The sequence below is a fragment of the Schinkia azotoformans LMG 9581 genome, from assembly GCF_000307855.1.
Taxonomy (GTDB): domain Bacteria; phylum Bacillota; class Bacilli; order Bacillales; family Bacillaceae_J; genus Schinkia; species Schinkia azotoformans.
This window is the reverse complement of sequence record NZ_AJLR01000146.1, coordinates 217,703-235,838: the sequence shown is the minus strand read 5'-3', so window position 1 is coordinate 235,838 and position 18,136 is coordinate 217,703. Positions and strand designations below refer to the sequence as shown.

The following is an 18,136-nucleotide window of genomic DNA, read 5'->3' as shown; positions in this document are numbered from 1 at the left end:
TCTTAATTGTTGTTTACCATATATGGATGGTTTAAAACCTCATATTCACTGTCTTTTTTATGCATTTCATTATCTTTTTCAAACACACTTTCAAAGAACTGATTGGCAGGCTCAGCCAATGTTTTGTAATAATCACTAAACAGCGATGCAGCGTGTCCACCAAGCCATTTGCTTGGCAAGAGTTCCTCAGGTAAGCCAGGGTCTATGAATAAGAACTTGCGATATTCATGAACCAACTTGGCTCTTTCAACAAAGCATTCTGCATCTGTCATTTCACCGTTCGAAATTTTATTTTTATCCACAACATATTTTTTGCTGTAAACATTTATGAACTCTTCATATTTAGCATTAATATTATCGATATCCCAGCATTGTCTTACAAGTGCTTCATTATCAGCAGGACCTTTGTACTCTGATACAAAAAAATGGACATATGATTCAATTTTATACTTTTCTATTAATAACTTCACTTCATCTTCTAAATTGTTGGGAGATATCCAACAGCTATTTAAGAGCATACCAAACCCGCTCCACACTAATTCCTGACGCAATTCATCACGTAAGTTCCGCTTTTCTTCGGGAATCGTATAGGTTAGTGTTCTCCAATAGCCATCCCATTTTTCAGGGCCTAATTTATATATACGTTTGGCTGCTTCTTCAATACGTGCTACACCCATTTTACTAAGGGAATAATAGCTCTTATTACCTTTTTTAGAGGAAGTTACCCAACCTTGTTTCCCCATTCGCGAAATAGCCGCTCTTACTGATTGATCATTATGACCGAACTCTTCAAGCAAACGGATTAAACTGCCAATCCATATTTCATTTCCATAATGGCTAATATAGTCGCCATATAATGTAAAAATCATAGATCGTGTATTTATATTAGTCACCTAGATTCATCCCTCTTTACTATACTATTTTATATATTATTATAAATTGAGGATGATATCAAATACCTTATGTTATAGTTTTTGCAAAAATAGTAAAAAAACTCCATATTACGACATATTCATAGTTTTCTTAAATACTATTTCCCTATAAAGTTTGGTGGTCTTTTTTCACTAAAAGCTTTTAAAGCCTCAACCCTATCTTTTGTCGGGATTATCATTTCATAGGCCTTTGCCTCTATTGCCAAACCTGTCTGCAAATCCACTCCCATGCCATAATTAATAGCATATTTCGCCTGCTGCAACGCTACGGGACCATTAGACATCAATTCTTCCGCGAGTGAAATGCATTCATCCATCAAGTTTTCTTGTTCAACTACTTTTGTTACTACACCAAGGATATTTGCCTCATCCGCAGACACTTTTTTCGCGGTTAAAATCATTTCTTTTGCTTTTGCTTCACCTATTAATCTTGGAAGACGCTGCGTGCCTCCAGCTCCTGGAATAATAGCCCATTTCAATTCAGTAAGCCCCATTGTTGCTTCCTTAACAGCAATTCTAAAGTCACATGCTAACATTAGCTCAAACCCACCACCAAAAGCATGCCCATTAACAGCAGCAATGGTTGGTTGCGGTAATAAGGCAATATCATTAAATACAGTACGAATTTTATTGACGTTCCTACGAACCTCTGAATCTGGTAATGTTTTGCGCTCCTTTAAATCTGCTCCTGCACTAAAGGCTTTGTTGCCAGCACTAGTAAAAATAACAACTCTAACATCCTTATTTGTTCGAATTTCATCAACGATTTCTCCAAGCAATGCCAAAGTTTCATAATCAAAACAATTTAGCACTTCGGGTCGGTTAATGGTCACATAGCCAATATAATTTTTTACATCAAACATTACTTTTGCCATAAAAAGCGCTCCCTTTTTATCTTATATGAACAAACAAATATTATATTTAAATAACTTTTATTTCATTCAATATTTTCGACAATAGTTGCAATTCCTTGACCAACACCAATACACATCGTCGCGAGTCCATATTTAACATTTCGTTTTTTCATCTCATAAATAAGTGTGGTTAATATCCTAGCTCCGCTGGCTCCTAAAGGGTGACCGAACGAAATCGCACCACCATTAACATTAACAATATCATTATTCAACTCAAGTTGCTTCATGCACTCCAAAGATTGGGAAGCAAATGCTTCGTTTAACTCCACTAGACCTAAATCATTAATTGTTAATCCCGCACGTGTTAAAGCTTTTCTTGTTGCAAAAACTGGTCCTAATCCCATTATTGCCGGCTCTAAACCTGCTGTAGCGGATACTTTATATTTAACTAATGGCTTAACTCCTAACTCGTCAGCTTTCTCAGCTGACATTAACAGTAAAACAGATGCACCATCATTTACACCTGATGCATTTCCTGCCGTTACTGTGCCGTTTGGAAAGATTGGTTTCAGCTTTGCAAGGCTTTCTAATGTTGTTTCAGGCCGCGGATGTTCATCTTGATCAACGATAGTTTCATTTCCTTTACGGTCATGAAGAACTACCGGAACAATCTCATCTGCAAACCTATTTTCTTCTATTGCTTTTTTTGCCTTCATTTGACTCTCAAAAGCAAATTGATCTTGTTCTTCACGTGAAATATCGAACCGTTGTGCAACATTTTCTGCCGTTTTTGGCATCGTATCTGATCCATACATTTCGTGTAATTTCTCATTTGTAAAACGCCAGCCAATTGTAGTATCAAACATTTTCATGTCACCGCGCGGGAAATCTGTTTCTGGCTTTGCCATTACTAAAGGGGCACGAGTCATACTCTCTGTTCCTCCCGCGATAAAAATTTCACCCTCTCCAGCCAAGATGGCACGTGCAGCATAATTAACAGCATCCAACCCCGAACCACAAAGGCGGTTTATGGTTGTTCCACCAACTTCAACGGGAAGGCCAGCAAGCAACGCAGACATTCTTGCAACATTACGGTTATCCTCACCAGCCTGGTTAGCATTTCCTAATACTACTTCCTCAATTTGTTCAACGGGAACATTGGGATTTCTATCCATAATTTTATTAATTACAATCGCCCCTAAATCATCAGGACGCACTGATTTTAATGCACCTTTATAACGGCCAATTGGAGTTCGAACAGCATCAACGATAACTACTTCTCTCATCACTAACAGCTCCTATCCCTATTTATCAGTATAATCGTAAACGCCTCTGCCCACTTTCCTACCTAATCTGCCAGCTTTTACATACTGTTCTAAGAGCGGAGCAGGACGATATTTTTCTCCTAATTTTTCATGTAAGTATTTTAAATTATTCAATCGCACATCTAAACCGACTAAGTCTACAAGTTCAAATGGACCCATCGGGTAATTCAACCCGAGCTTAATAGCCTTATCTATTTCCTCCGGTGTACCAATTCCTTCCTGAAGCATATAAAATGCCTCATTGCCCACTAGCGTGCTGATTCTGCTTGTAACAAATCCCGGAAACTCATTAACAACAACGGTTTCCTTTCCCATTTTTTCCGATACTTGTCTTGCAACTTCAGCTGTTTCATCTGCTGTTTCCAAACCACGGATAATTTCTACAAGCGGCATTTTATGAACAGGATTGAAGAAATGCATAGCAATTACTCTTTCAGGACGTTTCGTATAGGAAGCGATTTCTGTCGGGCTCATCGTTGATGTATTTGTTGCAAAGTAACAACTTTCAGGTGCATTTGCATCGATTGCTTCAAACACATTTTTCTTAATATCTTTAATTTCAGGTACAGCCTCTATAACCATATCAGCTGTTTTCACAGCATCTGCTAAATTTGACTCATATGTTAAACGCTTTTTAGCCTCATCGGACTGTTCCACTAAGATTTTTCCACGTTCAATTCCTTTGTCAAAAATACTATTTATCTCTTTTTCAGCATTTAATAATGCTTCATTTTTAACATCCACGAGTTTTACATGAAATCCACCCACAGCAGAAACATAGGCAATGCCTCTTCCCATCGTACCTGATCCAACCACAACTATATGTTTAACCACGATATTTCCTCCTATTATCTACCTATTTATATACTGAAAAAATAACGAGCACTTTTTATAATAAAGGTGCTCGTTTTAAAAAAACTATGTTAACCTATTTTAATTACACACCTAGTGGATTTAATGGCTTGCCACCATAATATGAGAGAACACTCTTTGTTTCCGTATATAAATCTAGCGTTTCGATACAAAGTTCACGACCAAAACCGGATTGCTTATAACCACCAAATGGTGTTCCTGGGAAGGCTGAAAATGGACAGTTTACCATTACAATACCTGCTTGGATTTGGTGGGCAACTCGAGTTGCAGTGCCTTGGTCCTTAGTCCAGATAGCAGAACCTAAACCAAATTCAGTATCATTAGCAAGCTTAATAGCTTCTTTTTCATTACTAAATTTCATGACAACAACAACAGGTCCGAAGATTTCTTCTTTTACGACCTTCATCTCATGGGTAACATCGGTAATAATGGTTGGCGCATACCAATACCCATTTTCAAAACCTTCTACTGTTACTTCATGACCACCTGTAAGGACCGTTGCACCCTCTTCAATTGCAGATTTTACATAGCCATCAATAACTTCAAGTTGGCCTCTACTAATAATAGAACCTACTTGTGTTCCAGGATCCATAGGATTTCCTAAACGTAATTGCTGCGTCTTTTCAACGAATTTTTCCATAAATTGATCATAAATGTTTTCATGAACATATAAACGTGAGCGCGCCTCACAAGATTGACCTGTATTATAGAAAATTCCAAAAATAGAACCATAAACAGCTGCGTCAATATCAGCATCCTCAAATACGATATTTGGGGATTTTCCACCTAATTCAAGTGTAAGACGTTTTAATGTTTGGGAAGCTTTTCCCATAATGTCTTTACCAATTGGTGTAGATCCTGTAAAGGCAACTTTATCAACACCCGGATGTTCTACAATGGCATCTCCCACACTAGCACCTGGTCCAGTTACAACGTTGACTACCCCTTCAGGTACTCCAGCCTCATGACAAATTTCAGTTAATACAATGGCCGTTAATGGCGTTAGACTCGCTGGTTTTAATACTACAGAACACCCTGCTGCAATGGCCGGTGCGATCTTCCAAGCTGCCATCATCATTGGATAGTTCCAAGGAATAATTTGTCCACAAACGCCTACCGGTTCTTTTTGAGTATAATTTAAAAATCCGTACGGAAGATTATTAACTTCACCGCGGTGGCCTACAATCGCAGCAGCATAAAACTCAAAATCTTCAATAGATTGCATAACCTGACCTTGAGCAGCTGATAAAGATTTACCGCTGTTTAGAACTTCTAATTCTACTAATTCATTGAAACGTGCTCTCATAATAGATGCAATTTTATTTAAAACTCTTGATCTTTTATTTACTGGGAACTTTCTCCATTTTCCGTTGTCAAAAGCATTACGGGCTGCTTCAACAGCTCTATTAACATCATCCTTTGATGCTTTCGCAACCTGCGCAAGCACCTCACCTGTTGCAGGATTATATGTAGTGAATGTTTCCTTTGCTAATGCATCAACACGTTCACCATTAATAACCATTTGATAATATTCACGCTTCATATTTAATTTTTCCATTTTTTCTTCTTTAATTGTAGACATAAATAACACCCCTTGGTTTATTACATTTATTTACAAACCCTTAAATTCTGGCTTCCGCTTTTCCAAGAATGCCGCTATTCCTTCTTGGTGATCAGCAGTTAACCCTGCAGCCCTCTGCCCATATGCTTCCTTCTCAAGCATTTCTTCGAGATTGCAAGTCCAGCTATCATTAACATAGCGCTTTATTAATCCAATCGCTTTTGTTGGCATTTTTGCCAACTTTTGTGCAAATACAGATACCTCTTTCTCCCAATGATCTGAAGGTATTACTTTTGTAACTAATCCAATTGATTTTGCTTCTTCGGCAGAGATTTTTTCCCCTAATATCGCTAATTCAAGTGCTTTAGCCTGGCCTACTAATCTAGGCAAGTAATACAAGTTCCCTGAATCAGGAATTAAGCCGATATGAATAAACGCTTCAACTAAACTAGCCTTTTCAGATGCTAGTCGAAAATCGCAAGCCAAAGCAAGGCTTAATCCTGCACCTGCAGCAACTCCGTTGATCGCAGCAATAACTGGCTTTTCAATGGCAGCAAGCTGCTGAACCATCGGATTGTAACGATTTCTAAGAATCTCACCATGATTTGTTTCCTCACCAAGACTGCCGATGTCCTCACCTGAACAAAAAGCACGACCCTCCCCTGTAATGACTAAACATCTAATCTCAGAGTTTCTAGCAACATCCTTCAAAGCTTCACCAATTTCTACATTCATTTGTTCTGTAAAAGCATTTAGTTTATCTGGGCGATTTAAGGTTAACCAAGCAACACCATTTTTAACATCGAATTTAATTGTTTCAAACATTAAAATCCTCCTATTTCCCTTCAAAATTAGGCTTTCTCTTTTCGATAAACGCCTTCATTCCTTCTTTTTGATCCTGTGAAGAAAATAAAAGGTAGAAGTTTTTTCTCTCAAATTGCATTCCTTCATATAATGAATAGTCAACTGCTTTTTGAACTGCCTCTTTAATTAGTCTTAGAGAAAGAGGAGGCTGCATTGCGATTTTTTCAGCAAAACGAACGGTTTCTTCTAATAATATTTCCGGGGCAACTAAGCGATTGACAACACCATAATGTAAAGCCTCTTTGGCAGACATTGGTTCACCAAGCCACAGCCATTCCAATGCTTTTGTTTTTCCCATCAATTTGGTTAAGCGCTGTGTCCCTCCTGCTCCTGGCATCACACCCAACTTAATTTCCGGAAAACCAAATTGTGCGTTTTCAGCAGCAAATAAAATGTCGCAGCAAAGTGCCAATTCAAAGCCACCACCTAATGTAAAGCCATGTACTGCACCAATGATTGGTTTTTTAATGAGAGCGATTCGATCCCAATCTTTAAATTGATTCAATAATTCAAAACGTACAGGATCATCCTCAGCCATTTCATCAATATCGGCACCTGCTGCAAACGCCCGACCTTCCCCTGACATAATAATTACTTTTATTTCATCATTTTGATCGAAGTCTTCCATTGCATTAACAATTTCTCTTACCATTGATCGGCTAAGTGCATTTAACACTTTCGGGCGATTGAGATTGATATAACCAATTGAATTACGGCTTAATACGTTTATATATTGAAAATTACTCATTAACTTCCTCACCAATCATGAACGTAACAATCCCCTTAGCAAAAGACATTAAGTCTTTACCAGATGCTTTAGCCTCCTCAGTTTTCATTGCCGTTTTAAATGTATCCATGCTCTCATAATACATTTCGCACATTAAGTAATATTCACTTTCACCACCCATTGGACTGCCAACAAATTTAGTAACATCCATTTTTAACAAGCCAGGGATTTTCTCCGTAATTGGCGCATGTGTTGAAAAATAATGCTCATCAAACTTTTCCTTATCTTCAGGGTGTTTATATAGTGCTACAAATTTAATCATTTTATATACCTCCATGTTTGATCTTATTTTTTTATAAAATAGAAATCGGCTTCATCGCTTCAAATGGGTTTTTACATTCCTTGCAATACAGAAGACTTCTACATGCAGAAGGACCAAAAATATTTTCTAGTGTGTTGTAGGGTGACCCGCAATACGGGCAGTCAACTTGCCAAGACCCGTCACTTTCAAGTTGAATAGGAGGAGGGGCTATACCAAATTTCTTCAGCGCTTCTCTCCCTTTTTCTGTGATTGAAGCGGAAGTCCAAGGAGGGGTATTGATGTAGTTAACCACAACCTCTTCCACTTCATTAAGTTCACTAATGGCTTTTATTACATTTTCTTTAATGATTCCTAATGCAGGGCATCCTAAAAATGTCGGAAGAAGTTCAACAGTTACTTTTTTTTCGAGGATCGAAACATTTCCAAGCATTCCCAAATCAACGATATTAATCGTATCAATCTCTGGATCATAAACAGTTTCGATTTGTTGTTTAACCTTTTCCTCTAGAGTTTGTGAGATTATCATTTTCACTCCACCTTTCTAGTATTTTTCCAACAATATATGCTGCGGTGTAAATCTAGTAAACTAATATAATCTTAAAATTAGAACTCCCGCAGCATATATTTACATATTGTTCTTACCAAGATACAGCAGGATTTAAGTTATAAACTTCTGCCAGTGTATTAATTGCTTCTTTTAAATCCGCAGTATGAACACCCGTTCTACCATCCCCACGTTCCATTCCAGGCTCTCCCGGATATTCTAAATTAAGATGTTCAAACGCATCCTTGACAACGGCCACAAAACGTTCTTTTAACACTTCTTCACCATCAATCAATCCTGTATTCACCATAGCTTCACGGTTAGGTCCAAGTGAAAGAAGTCCACCCACATCCCTCCAAGCCTTTTCAATTGCAGCCTTCATTCGGTCTCTTGCTTCACCTTCGGCACTTACCAGTTGGTAGAACCAAGTTCTCCAATGCATTAAGTGATAAATGGTTTCAGATTGAACCTTGATAGCAACTTGTGCAAGCGGCTCGTACGAGCTTGTTTTTAAAGATTCAATCTTGTGCTTTTTCATTACTTCATAGAAATAATTGCGAACAACGGTGAATGCCCAATCATATTTAGGTTCTTCGTATAACCAACCGCCAGGACCGTTTACTTCTTCTAATAGAATGGCATTTTTACGAACAGCGTCTGAACGACCATGGGCTAAATCATCAGATTTACCTTCCCCAATCTCTTCCAGTAATTCATAATAAATCGCGGCATGTCCCATTGTATTTTGGGCAATAGATGAATAAGCTACATCTTCTTCAATATGCGGCACTAACCCGAGCCATTCACTTCCTCTAAAAGAATGAAGGAAATCGTCATCAGCCAGTTGATACAATAAATCTACTAACACTTTTTTATACTCTACATTTTTTGGATCGTTGACTTCATTTGCTGATGTGATTTTCATTATTTAACACGCCCCTTACTCCAAGAAAGGATTTCTTTCTCATCTAACATTCCCTGCTCGGCTTCTCTCCAAATTTTTGCCAAATAGCCGTAGCCCTTTGTTGTACGATAATCTTTATTATCAATACGCTTAAGTCCTTGGCGTTCTTCCGGTGTCAGCGACCGAATGTCTGAGCGTTTTACAACCCATATATCACAAACCTCTTCACGTCTCATAAAATTTTCTTGCGCCATCATTAAAGCGATTTCATGATTTGGAGCAAGTAATGTATATTGCTCCTGTGCATAAGAGGTAGGTGTTTTTCGACTAAACACTTGAAATTCTTCATAAAATTGCGTACTCTTATCCATTGATTAATCTCCCTCCTTCTTTTTCAATCACATGACTAATCAAATACCTACTTCACTATTCAAACCCAATGCTTCACGTACCCATGCATTATTTTCATAAGAAATTTTTCTTAGGCGCAGTCTTTGTTGTGACATTGGACCATTATTACTAATAATTTTTTTAAAATAATCCCAATCCGGTTGTTTATATACCCAGTTCTTTGTTTCCGAATCAAGGTATATTGTTTCATCTGGAATTGTTAAACCAATCCCTTGAATTCTTGGAATATATTTAGTAAGATAAAATTGTCTTAAATCTTCATTTGTATTTTTTCTAATTTTATATTTGATTGTTATGTCTTGCTTCGAAGTGCCTGTTGTTTCGGAAGTTGGAGGTCCAAAGAACATTAATAGTGCTGGCCACCAACGATTTAGGGCATCTTGAAGCATTTCTTTTTGTTCTTTTGTTCCTTTAGCTAAAGCTACAGAAATTGCCTCACCATGCTGGGCGTGGAACACTTCCTCCGCAGCAATTCTCTTTAATGCTCTTGCGTATGGTGCATAAGAAGCATCCAACATATTGGTCTGTGTGATTATTGCTGCTCCATCTACCAACCATCCGATTAATCCAGCATCTGCCCAAGATTCTGTTTTCCAATGGAAAACGTTATGGAATTTCAAATCCCCTTTGAACAAATCTTGCATTAAATCTTCACGTGTTTTGCCAAGTGGTTTTATTAAGTCTTCAGCAACCCTTAATAAAAGTTGGCCATGCCCCATCTCATCTTGGACTTTTGCCATAATCCCAAGCTTACGGTAAAGGGATGGTGCTTTAGGTGTCCACTCCTTCTCCGGCAATGCACCCATAATCTCACTAATCCCATGCATGGAAATTAGCTTGATCAGTGCCGTTCGATATTCTTCAGGCATCCAGTCACTGGCCTCAATCTTTTCACCAGCTTCGATTCTTTGCATAAACTCTTTGTGCTTAAGCTCATCCGATGAATTTACTACTACAGCCATTTTAATTCCACCTTTCTTTATTATAGTTTCGAAAACTCATTATTTTTATATGACGTTTCCATAACGTGATTATAATATTACGTCATATATATTACAAGTACAATTTATAAAATTTTCAGACTTTTAATAAATTTAAATTGATTAAACACCGACACTTATTGATCTTCTATCGATAACCCTAACGGCTTTCCCTTCTGATCTTTTAATCGACTTAGGTTCGTGTATTTTTACATCCATTGATACAAGACAGCTATTTTTCATAATATGCTGTACTTTCTTCTTCAGGAGCTGAATACTTTCATGATTCATATTCCATTCAACTTGTTTATATACTGCATCTGTGATTTCAACATTAAGTTCAATTGCATCCATAATACCTTTTTTTAATAGGTGCACTTGGTAAAATGGTGCCAGTTCATTTACTTGCAATAGATAATGTTCAATTTCGGACGGAAATACATTTACTCCTCTAATAATGATCATGTCATCAATTCGACCTTTTACACGTGACATGCGAAGAGTTGTTCTGCCACACTTACACTTTTCTCTAGTAACTGATGCAATATCCCCTGTTCGATAACGAATTACAGGAAATGCTTCTTTTGTCAAACTAGTAAAAACTAATTCTCCGTCCTGTCCATCTGCCACTGGTTCAAGCGTATTTGGATCAATAACCTCAACATAGAAATGGTCTTCAGCAACATGCAAACCATCCTGAGCATGATGACATTCCATCGAAATCCCAGGACCCATAACTTCACTTAAACCGTAAATATCGCAAGCCTTTATATCAAACTTTTCTTCTATCGTTCTTCTCATTTCCTCAGACCAAGGTTCTGCTCCGAAAATTCCATATTTCAAGCTTGTTTTACGAGGATCCTTTCCTAACTCCTCCATATGCTCTGCAACGTTTAATATATATGATGGTGTTCCACAAATGACCGTCGGCTCAAAATCTTCAATTAAAGTAATCTGTCTTTCAGTATTTCCTCCTGAAATAGGAACTGTAGACATTCCTAAATGCTCACTGCCGTAATGAAGTCCCAATCCACCAGTAAACAAACCATATCCATATGCATTATGTAATACCTCTCCTGGTTTTCCACCAGCTATCGTTATTGCTCTGGCTACAATTTCACTCCAACTTTGAATGTCTTTTCTCGTATAAGCCACCACTGTCGGCTTACCACTTGTACCGGATGAACCGTGGATGCGTACAATTTCTTTACGGTCAACTGCAAAAAGACCGAATGGGTAGTGATCACGTAAATCTTGTTTTTTTGTAAATGGTAGTTTCGAAATATCCTCTAAGCCTTTAATAGCGTCTGGAGTTATATTTTTTTCGCTAAACTTTTGTTTATAAAACGGTACATTGTTGTATACTTTTTTAACTGTTTCTTTCAATCTACTTAATTGAATCCTTTCAATATTCTCCCTGTTTTCTGTCTCAATTTCATGTAGAATCATCGCATTTCCTCCTTTAAATTTACATTCATAGCAATATTTCGCCAAAATACTACATAAAAGCGTTTTCAATTTATCATAAATATTACGGTACACAATTAATGTATGACGTTATATTTACGATTATAATATTTTTGTAATGTTTGTATAAAATTTACAACTCTCAAAGTAAATTGTCAATAGGTTTTCAGATTTTTTAGACTTTTTATTTTTTTTTGTTTATAAATCCCTATTTAGCGCCTCCCTATTATAATCTAACTAAATTTTCAAACTATTTAAAGTATTATGTTACAATTTTTCAGTGCATACGTAATATTTAATAAAAAGTGGATTTTATATTTTAAGAATTAATTATCGAAGAGAGATGAATTTAGTGAAGCTGGATGAACACCAAAATAATGGCGCAACTGAAGGAGCGAAAAAGGACCATTTTCTTGGTATTTTTCTTGTAACGATTGCCTTTGGTTATATATTTAAGATTGCAGCAATTACAATCTTGGTAGGGGTTAGGGCCCCGTTCGGAGAATGGTTGGATGGGGTTAGAGTCAATTTAACTTTAGTATCAATTTTTACACTTGTACCATTACTAGGAATCCCGGTGCGGTTGGGTGGGTATTTAGAATCTTTAAAACAATTATTTGCGCGAGTAAACCCAAAGTCTTCTTTCGTTTTTCTAGTAACTCAAGCGCTGGCACATGCATTGGAGGTAGTTTTTAATATTGGTTCCATTTCAATCCTCCATTATTTATCAAAAGCTGCACCTATTCAATCGCCCCGTTTATTAGTCAGCGCAATCAATAGCATATTGAAGTTACAAGGATTGCCTTCCGCTGGAATATGAAATACGGGATTGTTATGGCGATATTGCTGCCGATCTATTTAAAGGTTGTTGGAGTGTAAAAAATTAAGAGCATGAAATCACGTTTATGTGACTCATGCTCTTTTTGTTTTAATGATGATGGTGATGGCCTTGTGGCTCCTTAGAAGGGTTGGTGATTTCGAACCCTTCCTCTGGAACATAAAAATATTTAATCCAAACGCCATCTAAGAATTCCTCTCTTTTATCAAGGATGACATCGATTCCTTTGTCTGTCTTGACAACTTCATCATGTTCCGTTGGTGTATCAAGTTTTAAATCATAATGGGCATGGTCGCCATGCATATGAGTTATGTATACACGGATCATTTTTCCTTCTGCTTCTTCACTTCCAAGCATCTCATTCAACACTTTTGCGGCATTGCGATTAATTTTACATTTCATTATTGATGATTCCTCCAATTATTTGTTTTGTATGTATTCATATTTTACCCATTTTTAAAGCCTCCAAGCAACGATATTGAATGTTTAGAGGCTTTATTTAATTTTACAGCATAGTGAATTTTAGAAATAGAGGTTATCGTATCTTTCAAAATGCTCTATTTCCTTAAAATCAATGGAAGTAACTCGATCTGTATTTGGATTATAAACTACATTGCCTTGTATCCTAATATTATCTTGCCCGGAATGAACAATATATTCATAGGTTTCTTTAGTCTGCGACGGAGAGACATGGGTTTTTCTAATAAAATGAAAATCCGTTACGTTATAAGTTGGATAAGCTGTTTTAATAATCTCCAGCAAATATTTCCCCCATCTTTCTTTTTCAAGCTCAGGCGATGGAATAATCTCGACATTTATAACACCTATACTTGGATTCGCTCCTAAGGCTATAAATGCGTTGCGATGAAGATTGACTTTATTTGCCGGATAACCAGCCACTGTATCTACGATTGTCACAATAATTTCTCTTTGCCCTGGCGAAGTTAAGTTTCGTATTTTAAGAGTTTGACCACATTTATAAGGGGAATTTTCTCCGACAGCGACCGTCATATATTCATTTTTAGACCAGGGGATGCCGCATTTTGTAACTTGTCCCCCAGTCGTCCATGTCGCTTGACCTCTTATAGGACGTTGCCGATCCCAGTTATCAGTTGTATCTAACAGATAGCCCGTATTGTAATTATCATAGGGTTGACCATGGAAAGTTCGATACTGATAGGTTCCATAAATATTGGGGTTAATATTAGACCCAAGATAGTAGTGAGGCCACATTTTTCCTTCCTCCTTTTCAATTTCTTTCTAGATAGCATATGCCTTTAAAAGGTTGACCTGTTACAGTAGCACACTGTTTGTGAAATTAATTATCTACTTTTCAAAAAAAATTTTTAAAAAATTGTGAAAATAAAGGATTTAAGAGAAAGTTTGTCGAATTGCCAAAAATGAATTCAAAAAGATTGGAGGAATTTTTATGTCAGTTGAAAAAGGTAAATTTATTGAAGTTAAAGGCGTCAATACCCACTATCATGAAGATGGTCAAGGTGAAGTTGTTTTACTGATTCACGGTTCTGGACCAGGGGTGTCTGCTTGGGCAAACTGGCGTTTAGTGTTCCCGCTTCTTTCGCAACATTATCATTTATATGCACCTGATGTAGTTGGTTTTGGCTATACAGACAGGCCAGAGGGTGTTCAATATGGAATCGATGTTTGGGCAGACCATATGATTGATTTTATTGAAGCTGTTGGCCATAAAAAGATTTCAGTAATTGGAAATTCTTTCGGTGGCGCTATTGCCTTACACATGGCTAAAAAACGTCCTGACCTTATCAACAAACTCATCTTAATGGGTAGTATGGGCATTGACCATCATATTGCTGATGGATTAGACCAAGTTTGGGGCTACGAGCCAAGCCATGAAAATATGAAAAACCTAATTAAGATATTTGCCTTTGACAAAAGCATGGCTGAGAATGGCGATTTAGTTGAAATGCGTTATAAGTCCAGTATTCAACCAGGCTTCCAAGAATCATTTTCCTCTATGTTCCCTGCACCAAGACAAAGACATGTTGGGGCAATGTCTTTAACTATTGACCAATTACAAGATATTAACTTCCCAGTTTTATTAATTCACGGCAGAGATGACGAAGTTATTCCTTTAAAAGAAACTAGCTACAGGCTGGCACTTGCTCTTCCAAATGCTCAGTTGACTGTATTCCCTGAGTGCGGCCACTGGGTACAAATTGAAAAAACCAATGAGTTCGCTGTACAGGTTGTTGATTTTTTGAATAGATAGTATTTGATTATTTTTGGTTAAGGGGAATCAGAAGCTGTGTTCTACAGACAGGCTTCTGATTTTTCCCTATTCCAATGATTGTATACACTCCATCTGGTTATTTTTCGGTGAATTCACTATAGACGATACCTCATATACAATCATTTCCTCAGCCGCATATGGTATTAACAGCTGTTTTAATTGATTAGTATCCTGGATACTGCGATCGAGCCATATTTTTTGCGCTTCTTCTGGAAGAATAACCGGCATGCGATCGTGAATATCCTTCATAATTTCATTCGGCTTTGTTGTAATTATTGTGCATGTATATAAAACTGTCCCCTCTTTTTCCCACCGGTCCCAAAGGCCTGCAAATGCAAATAACTTATTATCTTTATGAACGATTCTGAATGGTCGTTTATTCCCTTGATCGTCTTTTTTCCATTCATAAAATCCATCAGCTACAATCAAACAACGTCTCCGCTTTAACAAGTTTTTAAAACTTGCCTTTTCATCAATCGTTTCGGACCTGGCGTTAATCATTTTATAGCCAATTGACGGATTCTCTGCCCAAGACGGCACCAACCCCCAACGCAAGAATCCACCCCTGTTGTTTTCACCATCGGATACAATTGAAAAAACATTTTGGCTTGGGGCGATATTGTAGCTGATCTCATAATCAAGCTCATCCCCATTTACAATATTGAATAATTTAATAATTTCCTCTAGTGGTGTAGTTAACGAAAAACGTCCACACATATATTAACCCTCTTTTCATTATCTCAAATACGGTTACGGAAGCTTATTCAATGGTATTTGCGGACAACCCTCATACCCCAGTGTTGGTTCTTGACCGCAATCACCGGGACCCGACCTATACATTTCCCTATTATTGATTATTACTATTACTAATTTAAATAATAACTCTTTTCATTAACTAATATTGACTATATGGGAATATTTTTATATAATTAATTTTGTTCTGGTCTGTTAGCTCAGTGGGAGAGTACTTGCTTGACAGGCAAGGTGTCACTGGTTCGAATCCAGTACAGACCATCATTGTAAGAGAGCCTAAATCCTTTGATGTGAAAGGGTTTAGGCTTTTTTTTTTACGATTTGACTTTTTACTTTCAAATGCCTATATTTATGATTTGCAAATGGGTTCCAACATGGTTATATCTTCCATTAGAACTCCCTAGTATTTAAGAGTTTATTTGTAAATTCAAACTTTCGATAAGAAGATAAATCCCAGTAAAACTCAAAAGAATATATGTAAATATCTTAAAAATCCGTTGATTTAGCCATTTGTAAATAATTTGACCTATAAACAACCCCAAAAATACAATTGGAATTGCATAAAAACTTGACTCCCATACTAATTTATTTGTACCAGTAAGAATTATTTGAGTAATTAGACTGATAAAATATATAAACAGATAAAAAGCTAAAGTAGTTGCCCTTAGCTTCCCTTTTTCAGTATCGGTTCCTGTAAAGTAAAGTAATAACGGGGGACCCGGCATACCAATGCTTGCTGTTAAAAGACCTGATAACCCACCAACAACGAAATCTCCAATGCGATTTGGCTTTACCCTGAAGTTAAGTATTAACAACAAAGTTAATATTAAAAGCAATATACTAACTCCTATTTTAAAAGCAGTTATGTTAATGGAAATAAAGATCAGTATACCAAAGGGTACCCCTACCATACTTCCGATAATAAACCTCTTTAAAATTGAAAAATCAATATCTTTGCTTATTTTCCCTATTAATGAAACTGAAATAATTAAAGATAAAATTATGTTTATTTGTATGGCTTCTTGTGGCAGAAATAACATTAGCAAAAAGGGGGTCGCCATTATGGAAAACCCAAAACCTGTACTTGTTTGCAGAATAGAAGCCACTAATATAATACATAAAAAAGATAGTATAGTCCCCAAAATAACCTCCTATAAATTCAATGTAACTAGTATTTTATCATTGAATTTATTATACCATCCAATTCAACAATCCTCCCTGCCTGTTTACACAAGGGAATACCCAAATTTTTCTTTAAATAGTTATTTTTTAATTAATCTTGTATACTTTCTACTAATTGACCCTCGTGGCGCTCTATGAACCCACTGTTAAAGAACTTATTCCGTCTAACATTACCAACAACTTTTTATAAATAGATAATGTTTCTTTGTCTTTAACTTTATAACCAGATTTAAAAAATAAAATATCTCCTGCCCCATCGTTAATTTGATTCCTAGCTTCGAGAATTCGTTTTAAGTTTTTTGCAGTTCCAATACCTCCAGAAATAATATCCACTTCTTCAGGAAATATTCTTTTAAAACTATTTTCAAAATAGGGGAAATGGGTGCATCCAAGTACAATCGTTCCGTACTGTTTTAAATCAAATGAAGATAGTTTTTCTTTTAAATATGGTACAACTTTTTCATCTCTAAATTCAAAATCCTCAGCGAATTGAACCAGACCAGGAAGTGGTAGACTTTCAACAATATCGTGATGGTCTATACTTTTCACAAGGTTTTGGAACTTTTCCTCTCGGAGAGTTAAATTGGTCGCCAACACTAAAACCTTTTTTCTTTTTCCCTCACAGAGTTGAACTGCTGGTTTTACAGCTGGTTCAATACCCAAAATAGGGAAATTATACTTTTTTCTAAGGTCATCCACAGCGATACTAGTTGCAGTATTACATGCAATGACTAATGCTTTAATTCCTTGTTCAGCCATAAAGTCAACTGCATTAAAAATATACTCCCTTACCTCTTTTTTTGTTTTTTCACCATATGGAACATGCAGGGTATCTGCATAATAAATATAATCATCATTCGGTAAATACTTCAATGCTTGATGAAGTACAGTCATTCCACCTATTCCAGAATCAAAAAAACCTATTCTCACTACTTTCACTCTTCTCCAAATTTAATGCTATCAATCACTTATTAAGAATCTATTTTATATGCATACTTGCAATTATTGTAGTCAAATCCGCTTTCCGAGATAAAGTTATCTTCAAACACTTGATGCAATGTACAGGTGTTCCAACCCTTTGTGCAGCCATTACAATGAGAAAGATTTTTCTTGCTGGACATTTTCGAGTTGCTGAGTAGTAGCCTCTAGTTGCTGGTCATCTTCCTTTAATTGGGGCCCGTTTGCTTGTTCACAACCAATAATAAACAAACTCCAAAATAAAATAAAGGCTATCACCAAAAAAGATGATTTTTTCATGTCTGTTCCCTCTCGTAAATTTTACTCTCTACTTTTATTAGACGCAGACTCCTCCCATTTGTTTCAATAT

22 protein-coding genes and 1 tRNA gene are annotated in these 18,136 nt (G+C 36.6%); 3 read left to right on the top strand and 20 right to left on the bottom strand.

All coding sequences use genetic code 11. The features are described from left to right. Window positions 1-2 precede the first annotated feature (2 nt). From paaX to paaK, 13 genes are all read right to left on the bottom strand, one after another. Window positions 3-869: a phenylacetic acid degradation operon negative regulatory protein PaaX gene (gene paaX / locus BAZO_RS17425; protein WP_004432248.1), complete on the bottom strand. Its 867-nt coding sequence runs from the start codon at window positions 867-869 to the stop codon at window positions 3-5. A 161-nt stretch (window positions 870-1,030) separates the two neighbouring features. Then, window positions 1,031-1,807, bottom strand: coding sequence for an enoyl-CoA hydratase-related protein (locus BAZO_RS17420; RefSeq protein ID WP_004432247.1), 777 nt, complete (start codon window positions 1,805-1,807; stop codon window positions 1,031-1,033). Window positions 1,808-1,869: 62 nt separating this feature from the next. Continuing rightward, on the bottom strand, window positions 1,870-3,072 hold the full coding sequence (locus BAZO_RS17415) for a thiolase family protein (protein WP_004432245.1): 1,203 nt from the start codon (window positions 3,070-3,072) through the stop codon (window positions 1,870-1,872). An 18-nt stretch (window positions 3,073-3,090) separates the two neighbouring features. Continuing rightward, window positions 3,091-3,945: a 3-hydroxyacyl-CoA dehydrogenase gene (locus BAZO_RS17410; RefSeq protein WP_004432242.1), complete on the bottom strand. Its 855-nt coding sequence runs from the start codon at window positions 3,943-3,945 to the stop codon at window positions 3,091-3,093. Between the two features lie 103 nt (window positions 3,946-4,048). Then, complete coding sequence (locus tag BAZO_RS17405; protein WP_004432240.1) at window positions 4,049-5,566, bottom strand: aldehyde dehydrogenase family protein; 1,518 nt, start codon at window positions 5,564-5,566, stop codon at window positions 4,049-4,051. A gap of 30 nt (window positions 5,567-5,596) precedes the next feature. Then, window positions 5,597-6,370, bottom strand: a complete 774-nt coding sequence (locus BAZO_RS17400; protein ID WP_004432238.1) for an enoyl-CoA hydratase-related protein — start codon at window positions 6,368-6,370, stop codon at window positions 5,597-5,599. A gap of 10 nt (window positions 6,371-6,380) precedes the next feature. Then, window positions 6,381-7,157, bottom strand: a complete 777-nt coding sequence (locus BAZO_RS17395) for an enoyl-CoA hydratase-related protein (protein WP_004432235.1) — start codon at window positions 7,155-7,157, stop codon at window positions 6,381-6,383. Further along, on the bottom strand, window positions 7,150-7,458 hold the full coding sequence (locus BAZO_RS17390) for an EthD family reductase (protein WP_004432229.1): 309 nt from the start codon (window positions 7,456-7,458) through the stop codon (window positions 7,150-7,152). Before BAZO_RS17390 ends, BAZO_RS17395 begins: the two co-directional genes overlap by 8 nt. 31 nt (window positions 7,459-7,489) lie before the next feature. Further along, window positions 7,490-7,984, bottom strand: coding sequence for a 1,2-phenylacetyl-CoA epoxidase subunit PaaD (paaD, locus tag BAZO_RS17385; RefSeq protein WP_004432227.1), 495 nt, complete (start codon window positions 7,982-7,984; stop codon window positions 7,490-7,492). A 112-nt stretch (window positions 7,985-8,096) separates the two neighbouring features. Further along, complete coding sequence (gene paaC / locus BAZO_RS17380) at window positions 8,097-8,927, bottom strand: 1,2-phenylacetyl-CoA epoxidase subunit PaaC (RefSeq protein ID WP_004432225.1); 831 nt, start codon at window positions 8,925-8,927, stop codon at window positions 8,097-8,099. Beyond that, a complete protein-coding gene (paaB, locus tag BAZO_RS17375) occupies window positions 8,927-9,277 on the bottom strand; it encodes a 1,2-phenylacetyl-CoA epoxidase subunit PaaB (RefSeq protein WP_004432201.1) in 351 nt (116 codons plus the stop codon). Before paaB ends, paaC begins: the two co-directional genes overlap by 1 nt. A 39-nt stretch (window positions 9,278-9,316) precedes the next feature. Next, window positions 9,317-10,279, bottom strand: a complete 963-nt coding sequence (paaA, locus tag BAZO_RS17370; RefSeq protein WP_004432200.1) for a 1,2-phenylacetyl-CoA epoxidase subunit PaaA — start codon at window positions 10,277-10,279, stop codon at window positions 9,317-9,319. Window positions 10,280-10,420: 141 nt separating this feature from the next. Beyond that, a complete protein-coding gene (paaK, locus tag BAZO_RS17365) occupies window positions 10,421-11,746 on the bottom strand; it encodes a phenylacetate--CoA ligase PaaK (RefSeq protein ID WP_004432199.1) in 1,326 nt (441 codons plus the stop codon). A gap of 370 nt (window positions 11,747-12,116) precedes the next feature. Here paaK and BAZO_RS17360 point away from each other — a divergent pair, with 370 nt between their 5' ends. Then, window positions 12,117-12,584 (top strand): hypothetical protein, encoded by a 468-nt coding sequence (locus BAZO_RS17360; RefSeq protein WP_004432198.1) that lies wholly within the window; start codon window positions 12,117-12,119, stop codon window positions 12,582-12,584. 108 nt (window positions 12,585-12,692) lie between these two features. Here BAZO_RS17360 and BAZO_RS17355 read toward each other — a convergent pair whose 3' ends face one another. Together BAZO_RS17355 and BAZO_RS17350 are read right to left on the bottom strand one after the other, a co-directional pair. Continuing rightward, window positions 12,693-13,004 carry an iron-sulfur cluster assembly accessory protein gene (locus BAZO_RS17355; protein ID WP_004432197.1) on the bottom strand — a complete coding sequence of 104 codons (312 nt, stop codon included), beginning with the start codon at window positions 13,002-13,004 and terminating at the stop codon, window positions 12,693-12,695. 120 nt (window positions 13,005-13,124) lie between these two features. Then, the gene (locus BAZO_RS17350) at window positions 13,125-13,835 is read right to left on the bottom strand and encodes a DUF3889 domain-containing protein (RefSeq protein ID WP_004432195.1); all 711 of its coding nucleotides are present in this window, start codon (window positions 13,833-13,835) and stop codon (window positions 13,125-13,127) included. 196 nt (window positions 13,836-14,031) lie between these two features. Between BAZO_RS17350 and BAZO_RS17345 the strand changes: the two genes are divergently transcribed. Next, window positions 14,032-14,853, top strand: a complete 822-nt coding sequence (locus BAZO_RS17345; protein WP_004432193.1) for an alpha/beta fold hydrolase — start codon at window positions 14,032-14,034, stop codon at window positions 14,851-14,853. 66 nt (window positions 14,854-14,919) lie between these two features. Here BAZO_RS17345 and BAZO_RS17340 read toward each other — a convergent pair whose 3' ends face one another. Further along, entirely contained in the window at window positions 14,920-15,591 is a 672-nt protein-coding gene (locus tag BAZO_RS17340; protein ID WP_004432191.1) for an SOS response-associated peptidase, read from the bottom strand. Window positions 15,592-15,816: 225 nt separating this feature from the next. Between BAZO_RS17340 and BAZO_RS17335 the strand changes: the two genes are divergently transcribed. Beyond that, window positions 15,817-15,888 (top strand) — tRNA-Val (locus tag BAZO_RS17335). Window positions 15,889-16,034: 146 nt separating this feature from the next. Here BAZO_RS17335 and BAZO_RS17330 read toward each other — a convergent pair. The 4 genes from BAZO_RS17330 to BAZO_RS22495 all read right to left on the bottom strand — a co-directional run bounded on the left by BAZO_RS17330 (window position 16,035) and on the right by BAZO_RS22495 (window position 18,066). Further along, window positions 16,035-16,769, bottom strand: coding sequence for a sulfite exporter TauE/SafE family protein (locus BAZO_RS17330; protein ID WP_004432188.1), 735 nt, complete (start codon window positions 16,767-16,769; stop codon window positions 16,035-16,037). A 172-nt stretch (window positions 16,770-16,941) separates the two neighbouring features. Then, a complete protein-coding gene (gene murI / locus BAZO_RS17325) occupies window positions 16,942-17,739 on the bottom strand; it encodes a glutamate racemase (protein WP_004432185.1) in 798 nt (265 codons plus the stop codon). Between the two features lie 41 nt (window positions 17,740-17,780). Next, a complete protein-coding gene (locus BAZO_RS23470; protein ID WP_411844573.1) occupies window positions 17,781-17,930 on the bottom strand; it encodes a DUF5651 domain-containing protein in 150 nt (49 codons plus the stop codon). Then, complete coding sequence (locus BAZO_RS22495) at window positions 17,899-18,066, bottom strand: hypothetical protein (RefSeq protein WP_157382164.1); 168 nt, start codon at window positions 18,064-18,066, stop codon at window positions 17,899-17,901. Before BAZO_RS22495 ends, BAZO_RS23470 begins: the two co-directional genes overlap by 32 nt. Between the last annotated feature and the right edge of the window lie 70 nt (window positions 18,067-18,136).

Bases quoted from the DNA above. Each gene is read 5' to 3' on its own strand.
- BAZO_RS22495 (WP_157382164.1), bottom strand. From the start codon at position 18,066: ATGAAAAAATCATCTTTTTTGGTGATAGCCTTTATTTTATTTTGGAGT.
- paaA (WP_004432200.1), bottom strand. From the start codon at position 10,279: ATGGCTGTAGTAGTAAATTCATCGGATGAGCTTAAGCACAAAGAGTTT.
- BAZO_RS17405 (WP_004432240.1), bottom strand. From the start codon at position 5,566: ATGTCTACAATTAAAGAAGAAAAAATGGAAAAATTAAATATGAAGCGT.
- BAZO_RS17355 (WP_004432197.1), bottom strand. From the start codon at position 13,004: ATGAAATGTAAAATTAATCGCAATGCCGCAAAAGTGTTGAATGAGATG.
- BAZO_RS17340 (WP_004432191.1), bottom strand. From the start codon at position 15,591: ATGTGTGGACGTTTTTCGTTAACTACACCACTAGAGGAAATTATTAAA.
- paaX (WP_004432248.1), bottom strand. From the start codon at position 869: ATGATTTTTACATTATATGGCGACTATATTAGCCATTATGGAAATGAA.
- BAZO_RS23470 (WP_411844573.1), bottom strand. From the start codon at position 17,930: ATGTCCAGCAAGAAAAATCTTTCTCATTGTAATGGCTGCACAAAGGGT.
- paaC (WP_004432225.1), bottom strand. From the start codon at position 8,927: ATGAAAATCACATCAGCAAATGAAGTCAACGATCCAAAAAATGTAGAG.
- paaK (WP_004432199.1), bottom strand. From the start codon at position 11,746: ATGATTCTACATGAAATTGAGACAGAAAACAGGGAGAATATTGAAAGG.
- BAZO_RS17415 (WP_004432245.1), bottom strand. From the start codon at position 3,072: ATGAGAGAAGTAGTTATCGTTGATGCTGTTCGAACTCCAATTGGCCGT.
- BAZO_RS17400 (WP_004432238.1), bottom strand. From the start codon at position 6,370: ATGTTTGAAACAATTAAATTCGATGTTAAAAATGGTGTTGCTTGGTTA.
- BAZO_RS17390 (WP_004432229.1), bottom strand. From the start codon at position 7,458: ATGATTAAATTTGTAGCACTATATAAACACCCTGAAGATAAGGAAAAG.
- BAZO_RS17395 (WP_004432235.1), bottom strand. From the start codon at position 7,157: ATGAGTAATTTTCAATATATAAACGTATTAAGCCGTAATTCAATTGGT.
- BAZO_RS17420 (WP_004432247.1), bottom strand. From the start codon at position 1,807: ATGGCAAAAGTAATGTTTGATGTAAAAAATTATATTGGCTATGTGACC.
- BAZO_RS17350 (WP_004432195.1), bottom strand. From the start codon at position 13,835: ATGTGGCCTCACTACTATCTTGGGTCTAATATTAACCCCAATATTTAT.
- BAZO_RS17345 (WP_004432193.1), top strand. From the start codon at position 14,032: ATGTCAGTTGAAAAAGGTAAATTTATTGAAGTTAAAGGCGTCAATACC.
- paaD (WP_004432227.1), bottom strand. From the start codon at position 7,984: ATGATAATCTCACAAACTCTAGAGGAAAAGGTTAAACAACAAATCGAA.
- paaB (WP_004432201.1), bottom strand. From the start codon at position 9,277: ATGGATAAGAGTACGCAATTTTATGAAGAATTTCAAGTGTTTAGTCGA.